Source organism: Shigella flexneri 2a str. 301 (assembly GCF_000006925.2).
Classification (GTDB): Bacteria; Pseudomonadota; Gammaproteobacteria; order Enterobacterales; family Enterobacteriaceae; genus ECMA0423.
Genome location: NC_004337.2, coordinates 4276527 through 4299828, shown reverse-complemented (window position 1 = coordinate 4299828; position 23302 = coordinate 4276527). Strand labels below are relative to the sequence as shown.

At 50.7% G+C, this 23302-nt stretch carries 17 protein-coding genes, 2 pseudogenes and 3 other annotated features; of the genes and pseudogenes, 10 read left to right on the top strand and 9 right to left on the bottom strand.

Features of this window, described 5'->3' with window-relative positions; genetic code table 11:
* Positions 1-39: 39 nt before the first annotated feature.
* Positions 40-1476 carry a cytochrome c nitrite reductase subunit c552 gene (nrfA, locus tag SF4130; protein NP_709846.2) on the bottom strand — a complete coding sequence of 479 codons (1437 nt, stop codon included), beginning with the start codon at positions 1474-1476 and terminating at the stop codon, positions 40-42.
* 392 nt (positions 1477-1868) lie between these two features.
* Positions 1869-3827, top strand: a sequence feature (Similar to Escherichia coli K12 acetyl-CoA synthetase gi: 1790505 (653 aa). BLAST with identity of 98% in 652 aa. This CDS contains an in-frame stop codon. The sequence has been checked and is believed to be correct.).
* On the opposite strand from nrfA, the pseudogene acs reads away from it, so the two are divergent.
* The 4 genes and pseudogenes from acs (at position 1869) to yjcF (ending at position 7457) form a co-directional block, all read left to right on the top strand.
* Positions 1869-3827 (top strand): annotated as a pseudogene (gene acs, locus SF4129). It overlaps the preceding feature by 1959 nt.
* A 199-nt stretch (positions 3828-4026) precedes the next feature.
* A complete protein-coding gene (gene yjcH / locus SF4128; RefSeq protein NP_709845.2) occupies positions 4027-4341 on the top strand; it encodes a hypothetical protein in 315 nt (104 codons plus the stop codon).
* Positions 4338-5987 (top strand): acetate permease, encoded by a 1650-nt coding sequence (gene actP, locus SF4127; RefSeq protein ID NP_709844.1) that lies wholly within the window; start codon positions 4338-4340, stop codon positions 5985-5987. Before yjcH ends, actP begins: the two co-directional genes overlap by 4 nt.
* A gap of 177 nt (positions 5988-6164) precedes the next feature.
* Complete coding sequence (gene yjcF, locus SF4126) at positions 6165-7457, top strand: hypothetical protein (protein NP_709843.1); 1293 nt, start codon at positions 6165-6167, stop codon at positions 7455-7457.
* Between the two features lie 153 nt (positions 7458-7610).
* Here yjcF and yjcE read toward each other — a convergent pair whose 3' ends face one another.
* The 3 genes from yjcE to soxR all read right to left on the bottom strand — a co-directional run bounded on the left by yjcE (position 7611) and on the right by soxR (position 11930).
* Positions 7611-9260, bottom strand: coding sequence for a hypothetical protein (yjcE, locus tag SF4125; protein NP_709842.1), 1650 nt, complete (start codon positions 9258-9260; stop codon positions 7611-7613).
* Between the two features lie 150 nt (positions 9261-9410).
* Complete coding sequence (yjcD, locus tag SF4124) at positions 9411-10760, bottom strand: hypothetical protein (protein NP_709841.1); 1350 nt, start codon at positions 10758-10760, stop codon at positions 9411-9413.
* A 705-nt stretch (positions 10761-11465) separates the two neighbouring features.
* Positions 11466-11930, bottom strand: coding sequence for a redox-sensitivie transcriptional activator SoxR (gene soxR / locus SF4123; RefSeq protein ID NP_709840.1), 465 nt, complete (start codon positions 11928-11930; stop codon positions 11466-11468).
* An 85-nt stretch (positions 11931-12015) separates the two neighbouring features.
* Between soxR and soxS the strand changes: the two genes are divergently transcribed.
* On the top strand, positions 12016-12339 hold the full coding sequence (gene soxS, locus SF4122) for a DNA-binding transcriptional regulator SoxS (RefSeq protein NP_709839.1): 324 nt from the start codon (positions 12016-12018) through the stop codon (positions 12337-12339).
* A gap of 2 nt (positions 12340-12341) precedes the next feature.
* Positions 12342-13919: a sequence feature (Similar to Escherichia coli K12 conserved hypothetical protein gi: 1790496 (529 aa). BLAST with identity of 98% in 526 aa. This CDS contains an in-frame stop codon. The sequence has been checked and is believed to be correct.), on the bottom strand.
* On the opposite strand, the pseudogene yjcC reads toward soxS, so the two are convergent.
* A pseudogene (yjcC, locus tag SF4121) lies at positions 12342-13919 on the bottom strand. (Overlaps the previous feature by 1578 nt.)
* Positions 13920-14085: 166 nt before the next feature.
* Positions 14086-14849: a mobile genetic element, on the top strand.
* Between yjcC and insA the strand changes: the two are divergent.
* Complete coding sequence (gene insA, locus SF4120; RefSeq protein ID NP_709838.1) at positions 14137-14412, top strand: insertion element IS1 protein InsA; 276 nt, start codon at positions 14137-14139, stop codon at positions 14410-14412. It overlaps the preceding feature by 276 nt.
* A complete protein-coding gene (gene insB / locus SF4119; protein ID NP_709837.1) occupies positions 14439-14834 on the top strand; it encodes an insertion element IS1 protein InsB in 396 nt (131 codons plus the stop codon). (Lies within the feature at positions 14086-14849.)
* Positions 14850-15106: 257 nt before the next feature.
* Here insB and phnD read toward each other — a convergent pair.
* The 4 genes from phnD to phnA form a co-directional block, all read right to left on the bottom strand.
* Positions 15107-16123: a phosphonate transporter substrate-binding protein gene (gene phnD, locus SF4118; RefSeq protein ID NP_709836.1), complete on the bottom strand. Its 1017-nt coding sequence runs from the start codon at positions 16121-16123 to the stop codon at positions 15107-15109.
* A gap of 24 nt (positions 16124-16147) precedes the next feature.
* On the bottom strand, positions 16148-16936 hold the full coding sequence (phnC, locus tag SF4117; RefSeq protein NP_709835.2) for a phosphonate/organophosphate ester transporter subunit: 789 nt from the start codon (positions 16934-16936) through the stop codon (positions 16148-16150).
* Between the two features lie 132 nt (positions 16937-17068).
* Positions 17069-17512, bottom strand: coding sequence for a hypothetical protein (gene phnB, locus SF4116; protein ID NP_709834.1), 444 nt, complete (start codon positions 17510-17512; stop codon positions 17069-17071).
* A gap of 157 nt (positions 17513-17669) precedes the next feature.
* The gene (phnA, locus tag SF4115) at positions 17670-18005 is read right to left on the bottom strand and encodes a hypothetical protein (RefSeq protein ID NP_709833.1); all 336 of its coding nucleotides are present in this window, start codon (positions 18003-18005) and stop codon (positions 17670-17672) included.
* A gap of 402 nt (positions 18006-18407) precedes the next feature.
* Between phnA and yjdA the strand changes: the two genes are divergently transcribed.
* From yjdA to proP, 3 genes are all read left to right on the top strand, one after another.
* Positions 18408-20636 (top strand): hypothetical protein, encoded by a 2229-nt coding sequence (yjdA, locus tag SF4114; RefSeq protein NP_709832.1) that lies wholly within the window; start codon positions 18408-18410, stop codon positions 20634-20636.
* A gap of 29 nt (positions 20637-20665) precedes the next feature.
* A complete protein-coding gene (gene yjcZ / locus SF4113; protein NP_709831.2) occupies positions 20666-21511 on the top strand; it encodes a hypothetical protein in 846 nt (281 codons plus the stop codon).
* Between the two features lie 263 nt (positions 21512-21774).
* Positions 21775-23277, top strand: coding sequence for a proline/glycine betaine transporter (proP, locus tag SF4112; protein NP_709830.2), 1503 nt, complete (start codon positions 21775-21777; stop codon positions 23275-23277).
* Positions 23278-23302 lie beyond the last annotated feature (25 nt).

The window sequence follows — 23302 nt, the reverse complement described above, 5'->3', positions numbered from 1 at the left end:
CTCCATTGTGTTTTCCGCCCCTTGCGAGGCGGAACGGGGTTATTGGCTTAACAGACCGTTTTTACGTGCCTGCTCTTCCCACTGCGGGATCACCGTTTTGATGAAGTCCTGCTTCTCGGCCTTGATTTGTTCCATGTTCAGGCCAATGGCCTGCTGGGCTTTCTCTTTGGTCGAGATATCCGGGATCTGGATTTCATGGGTGATACCTTTGGTCGCCAGCAGGCGCGCCAGTTTGGTGCGCGCATCCGCCGCTTTATCCATCGCCGTACCGAGCATCCGTAGACCTTCTTCCGGTGCGTGCATATGAATACCGTGGGAAGCGATCGCCAGATCCCAACGCCACTGGGCATGACGGATATCGTCCTGAATCGGCTTCATTTCGGCTTCCGTCGCGCCTGCATCCAGCGCCGCTTTCGCTTCGAAGTGAGCGTGAACCAGTTGATCTTCAACCTTGATTTTCAGGTCGTTAATCGATTGCTTACGTTCCGCGACCACTTTTTGCAAGGCAGCTTTATCCTGGGTATGGCAGTTCGCACAAGTCTGGGCGAAGTTATCAAACGGATTACCAATTTTATGGTCGGTGTAGAGTTTGCCTTCGGCGTTCTGCACTTTTGGCATATGGCAGTCGATACAGGTCACGTTGTTTTTACCGTGAATGCCCGCTGTCCAGGTTTCATATTCCGGGTGCTGCGCTTTCAGCATTGGCGTTTTCGACAGGGAGTTAGTCCAGTCAGAGAAGGCAATTTTGTCGTAATACTGCTCCATATTTTCGACTTTCATGCCGTCATCCCACGGGAATTTAACCGCTTTGTTTTTGCCGTCGAAGTAATACTCCACATGGCACTGACCGCAAACCATCGATTGCTGGTCGAAACGTCCGGCTTTCTCAAAAGGTTTACCAATGGCTTCCATCGCGCGAGCCGCATACGGACGGGAAAGGGTTAACTCCGGTTTGCCTTTGGCGAACTCTGGTGAGGCGGTGTTATGGCAGTCGGCACAACCTAAGTTGTTGACGATTTCCGGGCCGCCGCGCGCCCATTTACCGTGGAAGTAGCCATCTTCGCCGTCTTTCTGGATCAGACGCGCCACATCCGGGCTTTTACAACTCCAGCACGCCATCGGTAGCGGACCATCTTCAGCGTTTTTCGGCGCACCGGTACGCAGGGTTTCACGCACATCGGTCACAGCAAAGGCATGTCCACGAGGCTTGTTGTAATCGCGCGAGAAGGGATACCCCGCCCACAGGATCACCAGCCGTGGATCTTCCGCCAGGGCGTCAACACGCTCTGACTGTTCCGAGGTGGCTTTCCAGGAGAGATATTGATCGTGATGCTGCGGGGCAAAGGTTTCATTCTTCGCTTCCACAGTTACAGGTTTTGCGGGAGCTGCCGTTTGTTCAGCGTGAACAGAAGTGAAAAAGAAAAAAGGAATCAATAAGCTGAAGATACGGCGTGCGTTTATTTTTATCCTTGTCATAGGGGCTTCATCCGAATTGCGCCATTGTTGCAATGGCGGTTTTTATTGTTTTTCACGACAGTAACCGCACCTACACTGTCATGACATTGCTCACCCCTATGTGTAACAAATAACCACACTGTGAATGTTGTCTTTAATCAATTGTAAGTGCATGTAAAATACCACTTTAGAGTTAGTCAGTATCTTCCTCTTTTTCAACAGCATGCATAACTGCATGTTCCTCAAAGAATTAATCAACTTTTGTTGGTGACCTTCAAAAATTACCCTGCCGTTTATTTGCACCATTCTACTTTTGCGTGATCTGTCGCCCAAATACTAAACAAAACTGCCAATACCCCTACATTTAACGCTTATGCCACATATTATTAACATCCTACAAGGAGAACAAAAGCATGAGCCAAATTCACAAACACACCATTCCTGCCAACATCGCAGACCGTTGCCTGATAAACCCTCAGCAGTACGAGGCGATGTATCAACAATCTATTAACGTACCTGATACCTTCTGGGGCGAACAGGGAAAAATTCTCGACTGGATCAAACCGTACCAGAAGGTGAAAAATACCTCCTTTGCCCCCGGTAATGTGTCCATTAAATGGTACGAGGACGGCACGCTGAATCTGGCGGCAAACTGCCTTGACCGCCATCTGCAAGAAAACGGCGATCGCACCGCCATCATCTGGGAAGGCGACGACGCCAGCCAGAGCAAACATATCAGCTATAAAGAGCTGCACCGCGACGTCTGCCGCTTCGCCAATACCCTGCTCGAGCTGGGCATTAAAAAAGGTGATGTGGTGGCGATTTATATGCCGATGGTGCCGGAAGCCGCGGTTGCGATGCTGGCCTGCGCCCGCATTGGCGCGATGCATTCGGTGATTTTCGGCGGCTTCTCGCCGGAAGCCGTTGCCGGGCGCATTATTGATTCCAACTCACGACTGGTGATCACTTCCGACGAAGGCGTGCGCGCCGGGCGTAGTATTCCGCTGAAGAAAAACGTTGATGACGCACTAAAAAACCCGAACGTCACCAGCGTAGAGCATGTGGTGGTACTGAAGCGTACTGGCGGAAACATCGACTGGCAGGAAGGGCGCGACCTGTGGTGGCACGACCTGGTTGAGCAAGCCAGCGATCAGCACTAGGCGGAAGAGATGAACGCCGAAGATCCGCTGTTTATTCTCTATACCTCCGGTTCTACCGGAAAACCAAAAGGCGTACTGCACACTACCGGCGGTTATCTGGTGTACGCGGCGCTGACCTTTAAATATGTCTTTGATTATCATCCGGGTGATATCTACTGGTGCACCGCCGATGTGGGCTGGGTTACCGGACACAGTTATTTGCTGTACGGCCCGCTGGCCTGCGGCGCAACCACGCTGATGTTTGAAGGCGTACCGAACTGGCCGACGCCTGCCCGTATGGCGCAGGTGGTGGACAAGCATCAGGTCAATATTCTCTATACCGCACCCACGGCGATCCGCGCGCTGATGGCGGAAGGCGATAAAGCGATTGAAGGCACCGACCGTTCGTCGCTACGCATTCTCGGTTCCGTGGGCGAGCCAATTAACCCGGAAGCGTGGGAGTGGTACTGGAAAAAAATCGGCAACGAGAAATGTCCGGTGGTCGATACCTGGTGGCAGACCGAAACCGGCGGTTTCATGATCACCCCGCTGCCTGGCGCTACCGAGCTGAAAGCCGGTTCGGCAACACGTCCGTTCTTCGGCGTGCAACCGGCGCTGGTCGATAACGAAGGTAACCCGCTGGAAGGGGCTACCGAAGGTAGCCTGGTGATCACCGACTCCTGGCCTGGTCAGGCGCGTACGCTGTTTGGCGATCACGAACGTTTTGAGCAGACCTATTTTTCCACCTTCAAAAATATGTATTTCAGCGGCGACGGCGCGCGTCGCGATGAAGATGGCTATTACTGGATCACCGGGCGTGTGGACGACGTGCTGAACGTCTCCGGTCACCGTCTGGGGACGGCAGAGATAGAGTCGGCGCTGGTGGCGCATCCGAAGATTGCCGAAGCCGCCGTAGTAGGTATTCCGCACAATATTAAAGGTCAGGCGATCTACGCCTATGTCACGCTTAATCACGGGGAGGAACCGTCACCAGAACTGTACGCAGAAGTCCGCAACTGGGTGCGTAAAGAGATTGGCCCGCTGGCGACGCCAGACGTGCTGCACTGGACCGACTCCCTGCCTAAAACCCGCTCCGGCAAAATTATGCGCCGTATTCTGCGCAAAATTGCGGCGGGCGATACCAGCAACCTGGGCGATACCTCGACGCTTGCCGATCCTGGCGTGGTCGAGAAGCTGCTTGAAGAGAAGCAGGCTATCGCGATGCCATCGTAACCCACAATTGCCGGATGCGAATCGGTAACGGTTTGTAGGCCTGATAAGACGCGACAGCGTCGCATCAGGCATTGATTGCCGGATGCGGCGTAAACGCCTTATCCGGCCTACATTCGGCAAGGGTTACCCGAGCGTTAACCTTCTCCCATAAGGGAGCGGGAATTAAAACAATCCCTACATTACCTCTGGAGAATCTGTGATGAATGGTACGATTTATCAGCGGATAGAAGACAATGCGCATTTCAGGGAGTTAGTCGAAAAACGGCAACGGTTTGCCACCATCCTGTCGATTATTATGCTGGCAGTTTATATCGGCTTTATTTTACTGATCGCCTTCGCGCCCGGCTGGCTGGGCACGCCGCTGAATCCGAACACCAGCGTCACACGCGGTATTCCAATTGGTGTTGGAGTGATTGTGATCTCCTTTGTTCTCACCGGTATCTACATCTGGCGGGCGAACGGCGAATTCGACCGTCTTAATAATGAAGTCCTGCATGAGGTACAAGCATCATGAAAAGAGTTCTGACGGCGCTTGCCGCCACACTCCCTTTCGCAGCTAACGCCGCGGATGCTATTAGCGGGGCCGTAGAGCGCCAGCCAACGAACTGGCAGGCGATTATTATGTTCCTGATTTTCGTCGTGTTTACGCTCGGCATTACCTACTGGGCATCAAAACGCGTACGTTCTCGTAGCGACTACTACACCGCAGGCGGCAATATCACTGGCTTCCAGAACGGGCTGGCGATTGCCGGGGACTATATGTCCGCCGCCTCATTCTTGGGGATCTCCGCGCTGGTGTTTACCTCCGGCTATGACGGGCTGATCTACTCGTTGGGCTTCCTGGTGGGCTGGCCAATCATTCTGTTTCTGATTGCCGAACGTCTGCGTAACCTGGGACGCTACACCTCTGCCGATGTGGCCTCTTATCGTCTGAAACAAGGGCCGATTCGTATTCTTTCGGCCTGTGGTTCTCTGGTAGTGGTGGCGCTTTACCTTATCGCTCAGATGGTAGGCGCAGGTAAACTGATCGAGCTGCTGTTTGGCCTTAACTATCACATTGCGGTGGTGCTGGTCGGCGTGCTGATGATGATGTACGTCCTGTTCGGCGGCATGCTGGCGACCACCTGGGTACAAATTATCAAAGCTGTGCTGTTGCTGTTCGGTGCCAGCTTTATGGCCTTTATGGTGATGAAACACGTCGGCTTTAGCTTCAACAATCTGTTCAGCGAAGCGATGGCGGTACACCCGAAAGGTGTCGACATCATGAAACCGGGCGGACTGGTGAAAGATCCGATCTCCGCGCTCTCTCTGGGGCTGGGACTGATGTTTGGTACGGCGGGCTTGCCGCACATTCTGATGCGCTTCTTTACAGTCAGCGATGCCCGCGAAGCACGTAAGAGCGTGTTCTACGCCACCGGATTTATGGGCTACTTCTATATTCTGACCTTTATTATCGGCTTCGGCGCGATCATGCTTGTTGGTGCGAATCCGGAATATAAAGACGCGGCGGGCCATCTGATTGGTGGTAACAACATGGCGGCCGTTCACCTGGCGAATGCAGTGGGCGGCAACCTATTCCTCGGTTTTATTTCAGCGGTTGCTTTCGCCACTATCCTCGCGGTGGTTGCGGATCTGACGCTGGCGGGCGCATCGGCGGTTTCGCATGACTTGTACGCTAACGTCTTCAAAAAAGGCGCGACCGAACGTGAAGAGCTGCGGGTATCAAAAATCACCGTACTGATCCTCGGCGTGATTGCGATTATCCTCGGCGTGCTGTTTGAGAATCAGAACATCGCCTTTATGGTAGGCCTTGCGTTTGCCATCGCGGCGAGCTGTAACTTCCCGATCATTCTGCTTTCCATGTACTGGTCGAAACTGACTACCCGTGGCGCGATGCTGGGCGGCTGGCTGGGGCTGATTACCGCAGTGGTGCTGATGATCCTCGGCCCGACTATTTGGGTACAGATCCTCGGTCACGAAAAAGCCATCTTCCCGTATGAATACCCGGCGCTGTTCTCTATCAGCGTGGCATTCCTCGGCATCTGGTTCTTCTCGGCAACCGATAACTCAGCGGAAGGGGCGCGCGAGCGTGAACTGTTCCGCGCGCAGTTTATCCGCTCCCAGACCGGCTTTGGCGTTGAGCAAGGCCGCGCACATTAATCTCTCCCCTTCCCCGGTCGCCTGACCGGGGAATACGCTTCCTCTCCAACATGCATCACCTTTTCCCATAATATTAAACAAATAAACTCATTAAAAAATGAGCGATTTTTGACAGTCGTAGAAAATGATAATGCAGAGAATATGCCTTTTCTTTCTTGTTAATTATAAGGATATTTTATGCGCTATAATGGTTTAAATAATATGTTTTTCCCTCTTTGCCAGATTAACGATAACCACTCTATCACAAGTTCATCACATACAAAGAAAACAAAATCAGATAATTACAGCAAACATCATAAAAACACGTTAATTGACAATAAAGCCCTCTCTCTTTTCAAAATAGATGATCATGAAAAAGTGATAGGCTTGATTCAGAAAATGAAAAGAATTTATGATAGTTTACCATCAGGAAAAATCACGAAAGAAACGGACAGGAAAATACATAAATATTTTATAGATATAGCGTTATATGCAAATAATAAATGTGACGATAGAATTACGAGAAGAGTTTACCTTAGTAAAGAAAAGGATGTATCCATTAAGGTGGTATATTTTATAAATAATGTCGCCGTCCATAATAATACTATCGAAATTCCACAGATAGTAAATGGTGGTTACGATTTTTCACACCTTAGCCTGAAGGGTATCGTGATTAAAGATGAAGATTTATCCAATTCGAATTTTGCAGGTTGCAGACTACAAAACGCTATTTTCCAGGACTGTAATATGTATAAAACGAATTTTTATTACGCCATAATGGAAAAAATACTTTTTGATAATTGTATTCTCGATGACTCAAATTTCGCTCAGATAAAAATGGCCGACGGAACTCTAAATGCATGCTCCGCTATGCATGTTCAATTCTACAATGCAGCAATGAATAGAGCCAATATTAAAAATACCTTCCTTGACTATTCAAATTTTTATATGGCGTACATGGCTGAGGTAAATCTTTATAAAGTAATAGCGCCATATGTTAATTTATTTAAAGCCGACCTTAGTTTCTCTAAACTCGATTTAATTAACTTTGAACATGCTGATCTGTCTCGCGTCAATCTGAACAAAGCAATCCTCCAGAATATAAACTTAATTGATAGCAAACTCTTTTGTACGTGGCTGACAAATACATTCCTCGAAATGGTTATATGTACCGGCTCTAATATGGCTAATGTTAATTTTAATAATGCCAATTTAAGCAACTGCCATTTCAACTGTTCTATTTTAACAAAAGCCTGTATGTTTAATACCCGTCTCTATCGGGTTAATTTCGATGAGGCTAGCGTCCAGGGAATGGGCATTTCCATTCTCCGTGGGGAGGAAAATATCCCCATTGATAGTGATACCCTGGTAACACTACAGAAATTCTTTGAAGAAGATTGTACCTCTCATACTGGCATGTCACAAACTGAGGATAATATTAATGCAGTCGCTATGAAGATTACTGCAGATATTATGCAACACGCAGATTGAGGTTAAGTCGAAGAACAGCCAATGAATTGACTTTACAAGAGAGATAACTTATTTGTTTTAGAATCATGAATGTTCGCCCGAGCTAACCTGTTAAAGGTGCAAAAGATTGCACCTTTTTCAGATTACCTCGGGCCTGGTTACGTCGCTTTCGGCTTACTGATTTTCCTCAATTAGCAACGCTTCAAGCAAATCGAGATCGTGCAGTAATTTTTGCAGCGTTTCGTTGCTGATCTCCCGCGTGGCGCGCAGGTGGTACAGTTCAGCACGTTCAGAACGCAATGCCGCCAGACGGAAGCGACGCTCAAGGTTCTCTTCCTGCACGGAACTTTCAACGTCGTTACGTCCATCGGCGCGACGACGCAGGTTACCAATGACGCGAGAACTGACCTCCGTAAGCAACTGGTTATCGATATTCTCTTCGGTATCCGCCGCCAGACGCTCCTCCATTTTCTGGATCGCCACAATCGCCACTTCTGCCGTTGCCGCTCGCGCAATACGTTCTTCTTTCAATTGTTGCGAATGGTCCGCGACTTCAATGTGTTGTAGCAGAATAGGCAACATCACCACGCCGACAAACAGCGAGAAGAGAATGACGCCAGCCGCCAGGAACACCAGCTCATAGCGCGCCGGGAAGACGTTACCATCCGGCAAGAGCAGCGGGATTGAGAGCACACCGGCCAGAGTGATCGCCCCACGCACCCCAGCGAAAGACGCGATCAGGATTTCTCGTGTGGTCCACGAACCAAACTCCATCGGCTTCTTCTTCAGGAAGCGGTTGCTGAACTTTTTCATCGTCCACAGCCAGCCGAAACGGACCAGCATCAGCGCCGCATATATCAGAATAATATCGGTAAACAGCATCCAGATTTCGACGTTAGGGTCGATTTCTGCCGCCATCAGCGACGTCTCCAGAATACCCGGCAGTTGCAGACCTAACAGCAGGAACACCATGCCGTTAAAGACAAATTCCAGCATCGCCCAGGTGCTGTTTGCGCGCAGGCGCATTGCCAGTGGCGCACGGCGCATCACACCGGAGCGGGTGATGGTCATCCCGGCGGCAACCGCAGCGAGGATGCCCGAAACGCCAATATGTTCGGCAATCAGATAAGAAGCGAATGGCAGCAAGAACAGCAGAACGATCTGCGTCGCGGGTTCATCACCGCCCCAGCGGCTGAGGAATCGCAGCGAGCGACCATACAGCCAGCTCACCACAAAACCGGCAAGAATACCGCCAATGGCTACTTTCATAAATTCGACCGTCGCACCGCCGACAGTGAAGATCATCGTCCCCATCGCCACTGCCACGGCAAACTTCAACGACACCAGGCCGGAAGCGTCATTCATCAACGCTTCGCCCTGCAAAATGCCCATGATTTTTTTCGGGATGCGCCCTTCGCCAACAATCCCGGAGAGCGCCACAGCATCGGTCGGAGAAAGTACCGCCGCCAGCGCAAAGGCGGGGATCAGCGGAATGCCCGGCACCACCCAGTAAATAAGGAAGCCAATGCCGACCACGGTGACCACCACCAGCGCCAGCGCGAGGCCGAAAATCTCTCGACCATGTTCGAGAAATTCACGGGTCGGCGTTTTCCAGCCATCAGCGAACAGCAACGGCGGGATAAACAAGACTAAAAAGAGTTCAGGATCAAACTCCACATGCAAACCAAACGTCGGCCACGCCAGTAGCGCACCGATGGCGATTTGCATAAGCGGAAGCGGGATCTGAAAGGGCATGACACGAGTGACCACCCCGGACAGCGAGACCACGAGGGTCATTATCAGTATGGTGAAGAAGATTTCCATGCGTTCCCTGTTTGCGATGTTTTTTATGATCTGAGAAAGACGTTATGCCTGAATTCTCATTTTTTCAGAATATCGCAAAAGCTCACACAATGTGCGGAGAAAATAAAAACGGGCAGCCATTGCCACCCGTTTTCAGAATCCGATGAAAGATTAGATAGCCCAGCCACCCGCATAGAAGGTCACCAGCGCCACGGCGATAACGACCGTACCGATGTTCAACTTGCGCCATTCACCGGAAACCAGACGACCAATCACCAGAGTCGCGAAGCCGATCATGATGCCTGTTACGATGTTACAGGTCAGCACGATGAATACCGCCGTAACCAGACCCGCCATCGCATCAACAAAATCAGCAAAGTCGATTTTCGCCACGTTGCTCAGCATCAGCAGGCCAACGTACATCAGCGCCGGAGCCGTTGCATACCCCGGAACGAGGTAAGAAAGCGGAGAGAGGAACAGAATCAGCAGGAACAGCACGCCAACGGTGATAGCCGTCAACCCGGTTTTACCGCCCGCCGCCGTACCCGCCGCAGACTCGATGTATACCGCTGCCGGAGCTGCACCCACCAGGCCAGAGAAAACGCTGCTCATGGAGTCAGTGGTCAGTGCTTTCCCGCCGTCGATGATCTGCCCATCTTTATCCAGCAGGTTCGCCTGGCCGGCGACAGCGCGGATAGTTCCGGTGGCATCAAATACTGCCGTCATCACCAGCGCCAGAACGCTTGGCAGGACTACAGGATTCAGCGCGCCCATAATGTCCAGGCTGCCAATCAGTGAATTGCCGTTTTCATCGCTCAATGAAGGCATGGCGAAAACGCCGGAGAAATGGACGTTAGGATCGAAGATCAAACCGACAATTGAGATACCGATAATGGTCAGCAGAATGCCACCAGGGACTTTCAGTTTTTCCAAGCCGATGATCACCGCCAGACCTGCCAGTGACATAATCACCGGGAAGGTCGCGAAATCACCCAGCGCAACGGGCAGACCATCAAGCGGGTTTTTAATCACCAGACCGACACCATTAGCGGCAATGAGCAGCAGGAACAGACCGATACCGATCCCCGTGCCGTGCGCCACACCGTGCGGCAAGTTGCGCAAAATCCAGCTACGGATACCCGTGGCAGAAATTACCGTAAACAGCACACCCATCAGGAACACGGCACCCAGCGCGACAGGTACGCTAATATGTTGCCCCAGCACCAGGCTGAATGCGGTAAACGCCGTCAGGGAGATGGCGCAACCAATCGCCAACGGCAGATTAGCCCACAGACCCATCACGATAGAACCGAGTCCGGCAACCAGACAGGTTGCAACGAAAACTGCCGCAGGCGGGAAGCCTGCTTTACCCAACATACCTGGAACGACGATGACCGAGTAGACCATCGCCAGAAACGTTGTTAACCCGGCAACCACTTCCTGACGGACAGTGCTTCCACGTTGTGAAATTTTAAACCAGGCGTCGAGTGAACCGCCGGTACGCGCTGATGGCGTAGACATAAGAAAACATCCCCTGAGAGTTTAATTTTCGTCAAGATGCGTGGCGGACAATCCCCTGCCAGCGAAACGTTATCTTCCTGCTCCAGGTTTGCGGCAATTTGGTGCGTCGCAAAAAAGCAAACGTTTAGCTCCGCGCATACAAAACGGGTGGTAAAAAAAAGCAAACGATTATCCGGCGATCATAGCGGCTTTTTCAACCGAAGTTTGCTGCTTTTTTCTCTTTTATTGTCTTGACGATGAAAAACCAGGCAATTGATGCGCAAACGTTATCGTCGATGTGCAAGATTGCAGCGTTATCGAGCCGTATACCGTTCTGGATTGCGATAAAAAATCGTCTGAGATGACAAAAATATTGCGGCTAAAAAGTATACTTTTACACTGGCGAAGAAACGTCGGTGACATACAATTAAAGCATCAACACCAACCGGAACCTCCACCACGTGCTCGAATGAGGTGTGTTGACGTCGGGGGAAACCCTCCTGTGTTCCAGCGGGATAGAGAGAAAGACAAAGACCGGAAAACAAACTAAAGCGCCCTTGTGGCGCTTTAGTTTTGTGTTTGCGGATAATTCCAAAAGAGCTCGATCAGTCCCCTCGCCCCTTCGGGGAGAGGGTTAGGGTGAGGGGAACAGGCAGCACCAGTGCAAATATTTACCCTCACCCCGGCCCCATAGTTAACGATGAGTCAGCTTGTCCTTGTGGCGCTTTAGTTTTGTTCATCTTCCAGCAAGCGTGCGCCGGTACCTTCTTCTCCTAAGCGGTCGCCCGGGTTACGCAACGGGCAATCACTGCGCGAAAGGCAGCCACAACCAATACATCCGTCCAGTTCGTCACGCAGCGCCACTAAGGTATGAATGCGCCGATCCAACTCTTCTCGCCATTGGGACGAAAGCTGTTTCCACTCTTTCGCACTTAACGTATGCCCTTCTGGCAACACGCCAAACGCTTCACCAATGGTCGCCAGCGGAATGCCAATACGCTGAGCGATTTTGATAATTGCGACATATCGCAACACATCACGTTTATATCGCCGCTGATTGCCGCTGTTACGGATACTAGTAATCAACCCTTTGCTTTCATAGAAATGCAGCGCCGATACCGCCACACCGCTGCGTTTCGCCACTTCGCCAGGGGTTAGCAGCGCTTTAATGCGGGGTAATTTCTTTTCCATAAATCGCTTTACCTCAAGTTAACTTGAGGAATTATACTCCCCAACAGATGAATTAACGAACTGAACACTGAAAAGAGGCAGATTTATGTCCCATCAGAAAATTATTCAGGATCTTATCGCATGGATTGACGTGCATATTGACCAGCCGCTTAACATTGATGTCGTCGCAAAAAAATCAGGCTATTCAAAGTGGTACTTGCAACGGATGTTCCGCACGGTGACGCATCAGACGCTTGGCGATTACATTCGCCAACGCCGCCTGTTACTGGCCGCCGTTGAGTTGCGCACCACCGAGCGTCCGATTTTTGATATCGCAATGGACCTGGGTTATGTCTCGCAGCAGACCTTCTCCCGCGTTTTCCGTCGGCAGTTTGATCGCACTCCCAGCGATTATCGCCACCGCCTGTAGTTTTATTGCCCGCGCGTTAACTCCCGCGCGGGTAATTGCTCCATCCATTGCATAAACACCTGCGGCGGCATCGCCTTCGCAAAAAACCATCCCTGGCAATAGCGCACGCCGCGTTTGCGCAGCCAGTTAACCTGCTCCTCAGTTTCGACGCCTTCAGCGATCGTTTTTAACCCCAGGCTGTGCGCCAGCTCGATGATGTGTTCCGCAATCAAATGACTGGTTTTGTGGGTGGTCAGCGTTTCAACAAACGATTTATCGATTTTCAAAATATCGACATTCAATGATTTAAGGTTATGCAAGTTAGAGTAGCCAATACCAAAATCATCAATTGCCACTTCGTAACCAGCCTGGCGGAAAGCCAGAATTAATCGGCGTCATTTTTTCGACATCAAGAAATGCATGCTCAGTCACTTCAAATTTAATTTGCTGCGGACGCACCGCGTATTGCTCTGTTTTCTGATTGATTCGCGCTATCAACCGTGACGTATGAAAATCGGAGGCCGACAGGTTAATAGAAACATAGCGATCGGCATGTGTTGCCAGGTACGCGCCCTGATCGCGGAAGACATTATCAATAACATAATCAGTTATCTGTTCTATCATCCCCTCCTTTTCTGCCAGCGGAATAAACTCTGCCGGATTCATTATTTGCCCCTGCTCACCAGGCCAACGTAACAACGCTTCAGCGCCGATACATTTTTCTGTTTTGATATCGATTATTGGCTGGTAATAAAGACAAAGTTGATGTTTTTCGAGGGCGCGTTGCAATTTACGTTTGGGAGATAAATAGTTTTGTCGAATACGTAGCCAGAGTAATAGCAGAACAAGACTCCCCAAAATACCGGCGGGCAACGCAAAAATAAGATGATTATAAAAATGGGTTATAAGACGTTGATATGAAGTCGCAACAATGGCTGCAATTGGGCGTTTTGTCGAATAAATTGTCGCATATAAATAGCCATTTCTTTGTACGGTTAAATCCTTCAAATGAATCAGCGGAGAAAACGTTGCTGCCGAGGCCTCTTTGCTTAACGAGAAAAAGGTTTTCATCACCGTATCATACACACCCCATTGCAATGTCGGGTCATCAGACATCACTTCACTCCAGAAGAGAGGGTTGATAACCGCCACATAATTTCCCCGCTGCATATAGGTCATTTTATAGCCAGAGAAAAAAGGCGTATCGCGGTAATAATAGATAGAAACGTTAGGTTCACGCTTATAATCGGCCGGTGCAATCGTATAGCCGTTTACAGGCGCTATCAGCGATGAGCATAAAAAATGGTTATCACGAATTCATTAATATAAAGATAGCCACGAATAATATTCAACATTCGCTTTTGATGGGCTGGAGTGCAAACTTGCCCCTGATAGCGTTCAGCTGCATCGCTCACTAAATCTGCCTGGCGAATGACCAGCTCGGATTTATCCAGTGCCAGTTGAGCAAAGGTTCGGAGCTGATTATTCACTTCTGATTTTGCCCAAAGGAAGGCAATCCATAGCGAAAGAATGATGGGAAAGAGAACTAAAAAGATAATGCCCGGCAACGCCAGTAATTGGTGTCGTGCACGATGACTCATTGCTATCAATTTCCTGCCTGTTTATACCCGGCCATTGCAAGGTGAAACCCTGGCTACCGACGTCTTTAGATAAATCTTACGGTATAAATAGCACTTTTGCCTGATTTGAAATTGATACCTTTTTAATCGTCACCTGGATGAAAATAATTCATTGATATTCAAAATTATGCTGCCAACTTACTGATTTAGTGTATGATGGTGATTTTAAGGTGCTTGCGTGGCTTCCATTTCCATCAGATGTCCTTCCTGCTCCGCTACTGAAGGCGTGGTGCGTAACGGCAAAAGCACTGCCGGACATCAGCGCTATCTCTGCTCTCATTGCCGTAAAACATGGCAACTACAGTTCACTTACACCGCCTCTCAGCCCGGTACGCACCAGAAAATCATTGATATGGCCATGAATGGCGTCGGATGTCGCGCCAGCGCACGCATTATGGGCGTTGGCCTCAACACGGTTTTACGTCACTTAAAAAACTCAGGCCGCAGTCGGTAACCTCGCGCATACAACCGGGCAGTGATGTGATTGTCTGCGCTGAAATGGACGAACATTGGGGCTACGTCGGTGCTAAATCACGTCAGCGCTGGCTGTTTTACGCGTATGACAGGATACGGAGGACGGTTGTGGCGCACGTCTTCGGTGAACGCACTCTGGCCACACTGGAGCGTCTTCTGAGCCTGCTGTCGGCCTTTGAGGTCGTGGTATGGATGACGGATGGCTGGCCGCTGTATGAATCACGCCTGAAGGGAAAGCTGCACGTTATCAGCAAGCGTTACACTCAGCGCATTGAGCGACATAATCTGAATCTGAGACAACATCTGGCAAGGCTGGTACGGAAGTCACTGTCGTTCTCAAAATCGGTGGAGCTGCATGACAAGGTCATCGGGCATTATCTGAACATAAAACACTATCAGTAAGTTGGAGTCATTACCGCGAAGGTTGCCATGTTGCCGCCGTCTTTAATCAGCGTAAGCGGGGCCATTTCCGCGCCCTGCCACGAGACGACCAGCACGTCGAGAACAACGGCCCAGCTCAGAAGCGAGAACCAGCTACGCTTGGGTGGGGCGATGGTGATGGTTTGCATGTTTGGCTCCGGTCTGTAGGCCGGATAAGGTGCTTGCACCGCATCCGGCATCAACGCCTACACATTGTCGGATGCGACGCCGGGGCGTCTTATCCGACCTACGATTTACTGCACCGCTTTACTCACCGAACTCATCGCGCTTAACGCGTTGTTCAGGCGGTCCAGGTCATCCAGCTGCGCCTGAATCTCGGTGGTTTTCGCCAGCTTGTCCTGCTCATTCAGCCCTTTATTGCCTTTCACGCTTTGTATCTCTTTAAACAGTGCGAGCTGGCGAATCGGCACCAGTTGCAGGTCGCTGGAAGCGCGGAACGGCGCCCAGCCCAGGCGTTCCAGCACCGCTTTCTCTTCCGGCGTTTTTCCGTAGTTCATAAAGAAGTCGTAGATCTTGTCTTTGGTAGTTTCGGACAGATTCTTGCGCCAGACGATCGGATCGCCTAGGATCAGCGGCGATTTCCAGATCACCTTCAGCTCTTTAAGCTTCTCCGGCGCGGAGGTTTTCAGCTTGTCGAGGTTTTCGGTGTTGTTGGTGGCAACATCCACTTGCTTGTTGGCGACGGCCAGCGCGTTGGTTTCATGCCCGGCGTTGACGGTGCGCTTGAAGTCGCTGGCGGAGATATTGTTTTTAGCGAAGACGTAGTAACCGGGGACGAGGAAGCCAGAGGTGGAGTTAGGATCGCCATTGCCGAAGGTGAGATCTTTCCGCTTCGCCAGCAGATCGTTCAGGTTGTTGATCGGGCTGTCTTTGTTGACGATCAACACGCTCCAGTAACCCGGCGATCCATCCGCCGCGACCGTCTGGGCGAAGACCTGGCCATTGGCGCGATCCACCGCTTCCATCGCCGACAGGTTGCCGTACCAGGCAATATCCACTTTATTGAAGCGCATCCCCTGGATAATGCCCGCGTAGTCCGGGGCAAAGAAGGCGTTGACCTTCACGCCCAGTTTCTTCTCCATATCCTGTAAAAACGGCGTCCATTGCGGTTTCAGGTTTTGCTGTGATTCCGTTGAAATAATGCCGAAATTCAGCGCCTTTTCCTGCTCTTCGGCGTGTGCCGGGGTTAACAGGGTGCTGAGGCTGAACATGCTGGTGAAGGCCAGCGAGGCAATTATCTTAGCGTTCATTCGTTTTCCTCAATGATGGGGATATCAGGCAGCTTTCGCGTTCTCTTCGATGCGGTTAATGCTGCGGTAGAGATGGTCAAAACGTTCGTTATCAAACAGTTGGCTGCTGCCGTCGTAGAAGACGTGCCCCTGACGCAGGGCGACGATGCGTTCGCAGTAGCGCAGGGCGTAATCCACCTGATGCAGCGTGACGACCACGGTGATGCCGTCGTTCTGGTTGATGTCGCGCAGGGTGTCCATCACGATGCGCGCTGATTCCGGGTCCAGCGAGGCGATGGGTTCATCGGCCAGAATCACTTTCGCCTGCTGCATCAGCGCACGGGCAATCGCCACACGTTGCTGCTGGCCGCCGGAGAGGGTGGAAACGCGCTGATGGGCAAAATGCACCATGCCAACGCGGGTCAGCGCCTGTAACGCGCGCTGTTTCTGCTCGCCGGTGAACCAGCTAAAACAGGTGCGCCAGAACGGCGTGCTGCCGAGCGCGCCAATCAGCACGTTCTCCAGTACGCTCAGGCGGTTCACCAGGTTGAATTGTTGAAAGATGTAGCCGGTGTTGGCGCGGCTTTTGCGGATATCGCGGGCCAGGCGGCCTTCGCGCTGGACAGTGCGGCCCAGTAGCTCGATATGGCTACCGGCGGATTTATCGCCGGTAATCAAACCGCTTAAATGACGTAAAAGGGTGGATTTGCCGGAACCCGACGGCCCAAGCAGAGCCACCATTTCACTGTGATGAATGTTCAGATCAACCGCATGCAGCGCTTGATGCTGATTGAAGGTTTTGGCGAGCTTCTCGACACGGATAATCGTTTGCATGATGCAGCCTCCCTAAAAAAGTGGCTCCATCGTGGCGGATTATTGTGACGATTTGGTTAATTAAAAGTGACTAACAGATGAAGAGTTAACGGGAATTCGATGACAGTGCGGGAGGGCGGGCCTCCCGGCGGGTTATTGCGTTGGTTGTTGTTTGACGACATTAATCATCCACGGTACGCCAAATTTATCGGTGACTTTGCCAAAGCCATGCGCCCAGAAAGTTTCCTGCCAGGCCATTTCGATTTTTCCGTTAGCGGCAAGGTTATCAAACCAGCGTTTTCCTTCTTCGACCTGTTGCGAATCGAGCACCAGCGTAAAGCCGGAGTAGCTGGCTTTTCCTGACGGTATAGCATCGCTCATCATGATGTCGCTTCCGGCAATGCGCACGTTGGCATGAGCGATGGCGGTATCGGGAAATTGCATTCCGGAAGGGCAGTTCTCGGCGCTGTCCTGCGCTGATTTCGGCATTTCGCCGAAGCTGATTTTATAGAGCAGTTCCGCGCCCAACGTACGTTGATAATAGGCAATCGCGTCGGAACAGTTACCGGCAAAAGAGAGGTAGGGACTTAACGGCATGATGGTGACCTCAGTTAAGAGAAGCCAGTTAAGTGTAGTTCGAAATTTATACAGATGAGAGGCTGCCTGATAAGACGCGCAAGCGTCGCATCAGGCAGTCGGCATCGTTGCCGGATGCGGCGCGAGCGCCTTATCCGGCTTACCGATCACAATACAATCAGTTCTTTTTCACAAACTCAGATTTCAGTTTCATCGGACCAAAACCGTCGATTTTGCAATCGATGTTATGGTCGCCTTCAACCAGGCGGATGTTTTTCACTTTGGTGCCAATTTTCAGCATCGAAGAGCTACCTTTCACCTTCAGATCTTTAATGATGGTAACGCTGTCGCCGTCAGCCAGCAGATTGCCGTTAGCATCTTTAACGATCAGCTCGTCGCTTTCCTGTGCAGGTTCTGCGTCGTTCCATTCGTAGGCACATTCCGGGCAGATGTACATGCCGTTATCTTCGTAAGTGTATTCGGAGTTGCATTTTGGGCAGTGTGGTAATGACATGTGGATTTCCTCAAAAGTCAGCAGGGCAAAAGCGCCAAAAAACGGCAGATTGCCGAAAAAGGCCGCAATTATACACAAAATCCCTGAGTTTGTCGGGGGTACTGCTGATTTTAGACGACGATCGTTTTCATTTGAAAGGAAACGCAAAAAGAAAATAATCTTTTTGCCTCTATTTATTATTTAAGATAATGTTAATGCTCTACTTGTTCTTTTTTTTATTCACATGATATTTTTATCTTTCTGACGTTTTAAACGCATCAGAAGACGTTATTTATTCTGATAAAAAAACAACACACTAAATATAAAATTATTTCTTGCAGTAATTATAAAAGCCGAAAACAGAACTCAAAAACAATCTGGCTAAATAAAAGTAACAAAATTTGCTTTAAGGAAGAATTTTCTATGTACACACAGACCCTGTATGAGTTAAGTCAGGAGGCTGAACGCCTGTTACAGCTTTCTCGCCAACAGTTGCAGTTACTGGAAAAAATGCCTCTCTCTGTACCCGGAGACGACGCGCCACAACTGGCTTTACCCTGGAGTCAGCCTAATATCGCCGAACGTCACGCGATGCTGAATAATGAGTTGTGTAAAATTTCCCGACTGGAAATGGTGCTGGCAATTGTCGGTACCATGAAAGCAGGGAAATCAACCACCATTAATGCCATTGTTGGTACGGAGGTTCTGCCTAATCGTAATCGCCCAATGACTGCGCTGCCGACGCTTATTCGCCATACGCCCGGGCAAAAGGAACCGGTACTGCATTTTTCACATGTCGCGCCAATCGATTGTTTAATTCAACAATTACAACAGCGCCTGCGTGATTGCGATATTAAGCATCTGACCGATGTGCTGGAAATAGATAAAGATATGCGTGCGCTTATGCAGCGGATCGAAAATGGCGTCGCTTTCGAAAAATATTATCTGGGTGCCCAGCCTATTTTTCATTGTCTGAAAAGTTTGAATGATTTAGTGCGACTGGCGAAGGCGCTGGACGTCGATTTTCCTTTTTCTGCTTACGCCGCCATTGAGCATATTCCCGTGATTGAAGTGGAGTTTGTCCATCTGGCGGGGCTGGAAAGTTATCCCGGTCAGTTGACGTTACTGGATACCCCCGGGCCAAATGAAGCCGGGCAACCGCATCTGCAAAAAATGCTTAACCAGCAGCTGGCACGCGCCTCGGCGGTACTGGCGGTGCTGGATTATACGCAACTGAAATCGATCTCCGATGAAGAGGTCCGTGAGGCGATTTTGGCGGTGGGGCAATCGGTGCCGCTGTATGTGCTGGTCAATAAGTTCGATCAACAGGATCGTAACAGTGACGACGCCGACCAGGTGCGGGCACTGATTTCCGGGACGCTGATGAAAGGCTGTATTACGCCACAGCAGATATTCCCGGTGTCGTCGATGTGGGGCTACCTGGCGAATCGGGCGCGCTATGAGTTAGCCAACAACGGTAAGTTACCAGCGCCAGAGCAACAACGCTGGGTGGAAGATTTTGCCCATGCCGCGCTCGGCAGGCGCTGGCGTCATGCCGATCTGGCGGACCTCGAACATATTCGTCATGCTGCCGATCAGTTGTGGGAAGATTCGCTGTTCGCCCAGCCAATTCAGGCGTTGCTTCATGCCGCTTACGCTAACGCCTCATTGTATGCTCTGCGATCTGCTGCGCATAAACTGTTGAATTACGCGCAGCAGGCGCGGGAATACCTGGATTTTCGTGCGCACGGGTTAAACGTCGCTTGTGAACAATTGCGGCAAAATATCCATCAGGTCGAAGAAAGTTTGCAGCTATTGCAACTCAATCAGGCGCAGGTGAGCGGCGAGATTAAACATGAAATCGAGCTGGCCCTGACCTCCGCCAACCACTTTCTGCGTCAACAGCAAGATGCGGTGAATGCGCAGTTAGCCGCCTTGTTTCAGGATGATTCGGAGCCGTTAAGCGAGATTCGTACCCGCTGTGAGACACTGTTACAGACGGCGCAGAACACCATCAGTCGCGACTTTACGCTGCGTTTTGCCGAGATGGAATCCACCCTTTGCCGGGTGTTAACCGATGTTATTCGCCCCATTGAGCAACAAGTCAAAATGGAATTGAGCGAGTCAGGGTTTCGTCCTGGGTTTCATTTTCCTGTTTTTCACGGCGTAGTTCCCCACTTCAACACTCGCCAGCTGTTCAGTGAAGTCATTTCGCGCCAGGAAGCAACGGACGAGCAGAGCACGCGTTTAGGCGTTGTGCGTGAGACTTTTTCGCGCTGGTTGAATCAGCCCGACTGGGGACGGGGAAATGAGAAATCCCCGACAGAAACGGTTGATTACAGTGTGTTGCAACGAGCATTAAGCGCAGAAGTCGATCTCTATTGCCAACAAATGGCTAAAGTTCTGGCAGAGCAGGTCGATGAATCTGTTACGGCAGGCATGAATACTTTTTTCGCTGAGTTCGCTTCATGTTTGACAGAATTACAGACGCGTTTACGCGAAAGTCTGGCTCTGCGTCAACAAAATGAATCGGTGGTCAGGCTGATGCAGCAGCAATTGCAGCAGACTGTGATGACTCACAGCTGGATTTACACCGACGCTCAGCTGTTACGCGATGATATTCAAACACTTTTCACGGCAGAACGATATTGACCAAGACGTTACTGGACGGCCCCGGTCGCGTGCTGGAGTCGGTTCATCCGCGCTTTTTAGTGGATCTGGCGCAGGGCGATGATGCCCGCCATCCTCAAGCCCATCAGCAGCAGTTTCGTGAACGACTGATGCAGGAACTTCTTTCGCGTGTGCAGCTTCAGACATGGACGAACGGCGGCATGTTAAATGCGCCGCTTAGCCTGCGACTGACAATGGTGGAAAAACTGGCGTCGATGCTGGATCCCGGTCATCTGGCGCTGACGCAGATCGCGCAGCATCTGGCGCTGCTGCAAAAAATGGATCACCGCCAGCACTCTGCTTTCCCGGAGCTCCCCCAGCAAATTGCCGCCTTGTATGAGTGGTTTTCAGCCCGTTGTCGCTGGAAGGAAAAGGCGTTAACGCAACGAGGCCTACTGGTGCAGGCAGGTGATCAGAGCGAGCAAATTTTTACCCGCTGGCGTGCTGGGGCGTATAACGCCTGGTCGTTGCCTGGGCGCTGTTTTATCGTTCTGGAGGAGTTGCGCTGGGGTGCATTTGGCGATGCCTGCCGTCTGGGAAGCCCGCAAGCGGTGGTGTTGTTGCTGGGTGATTTGCGCGAGAAAGCGACACAACATCTGGCAGAGAGTATCAATGCGGCACCGACTACGCGTCACTATTACCATCAGTGGTTTGCCTCTTCGACCGTTCCGACGGGCGGGGATCATGCTGATTTTTTAAGTTGGCTGGGAAAGTGGACCACGGCAGATAAACAACCCGTTTGCTGGTCAGTGACCCAACGCTGGCAAACTGTCGCGCTGGGGATGCCACGACTCTGTTCAGCGCAGCGTTTGGTGGGGGCAATGGTCGAGGAAATCTTCTCTGTAAATTTGGCGTAAATAATCAGTTACATCAATGAGTCCTAAACGAAATCCATGTGTGAAGTTGATCACAAATTTAAACACTGGTAGGGTAAAAAGGTCATTAACTGCCCAATTCAGGCGTCAACTGGTTTGATTGTACATTCCTTAACCGGAGGGTGTAAGCAAACCCGCTACGCTTGTTACAGAGATTGCATCCTGCAATTCCCGCTCCCCTTTTGCGGCCGTCGCGCTGATTTTTCTGGCGTTTGCGGAAATGGGCCAACTCTGCGAGGAAAGCTATGCTGAAAAGGAAAAAAGTAAAACCGATTACCCTTCGTGATGTCACCATTATTGATGACGGTAAACTGCGTAAAGCCATTACCGCAGCATCACTGGGTAATGCAATGGAATGGTTTGATTTTGGTGTTTATGGTTTTGTTGCTTACGCATTAGGTAAAGTTTTTTTCCCGGGGGCTGACCCCAGCGTGCAGATGGTTGCTGCACTTGCCACTTTCTCCGTTCCCTTTCTGATTCGACCGCTTGGCGGACTCTTCTTTGGTATGTTGGGCGATAAATATGGTCGCCAGAAGATCCTCGCTATCACTATTGTGATTATGTCGATCAGTACGTTCTGTATTGGCTTAATACCGTCCTACGACACGATTGGTATTTGGGCACCGATTCTGCTGTTGATCTGTAAGATGGCACAAGGTTTCTCGGTCGGTGGTGAATATACCGGGGCGTCGATATTTGTTGCGGAATACTCCCCTGACCGTAAACGTGGCTTTATGGGCAGCTGGCTGGACTTCGGTTCTATTGCCGGGTTTGTGCTGGGTGCGGGCGTGGTGGTGTTAATTTCGACCATTGTCGGCGAAGCGAACTTCCTCGACTGGGGCTGGCGTATTCCGTTCTTTATTGCTCTGCCGTTAGGGATTATCGGGCTTTACCTGCGCCATGCGCTGGAAGAAACTCCGGCGTTCCAGCAGCATGTTGATAAACTGGAACAGGGCGACCGCGAAGGTTTGCAGGATGGCCCGAAAGTCTCGTTTAAAGAGATTGCCACTAAATACTGGCGCAGCCTGTTGACATGTATTGGTCTGGTAATTGCCACCAACGTGACTTACTACATGTTGCTGACCTATATGCCGAGTTATTTGTCGCATAACCTGCATTACTCCGAAGACCACGGGGTGCTGATTATTATCGCCATTATGATCGGTATGCTGTTTGTCCAGCCGGTGATGGGCTTGCTGAGTGACCGTTTTGGCCGTCGTCCGTTTGTGCTACTTGGTAGTGTTGCACTGTTTGTGTTGGCGATCCCGGCGTTTATTCTGATTAACAGTAACGTCATCGGCCTGATTTTTGCCGGGTTACTGATGCTGGCGGTGATCCTTAACTGCTTTATGGGCGTTATGGCTTCTACCTTGCCAGCGATGTTCCCGACGCATATCCGTTACAGCGCGCTGGCGGCGGCATTTAATATTTCGGTGCTGGTTGCCGGTCTGACGCCAACACTGGCGGCCTGGCTGGTCGAAAGCTCGCAGAATCTGATGATGCCTGCCTATTACCTGATGGTAGTGGCGGTGATTGGTTTAATCACCGGCGTAACCATGAAAGAGACGGCAAATCGTCCGTTGAAAGGTGCGACACCGGCGGCGTCAGATATACAGGAAGCGAAGGAAATTCTCGTCGAGCATTACGATAATATCGAGCAGAAAATCGATAATATTGACCACGAGATTGCCGATTTGCAGGCGAAACGTACCCGCCTGGTGCAGCAACATCCGCGAATTGATGAATAAGCTGAAACGGATGGCCTGATGTGAC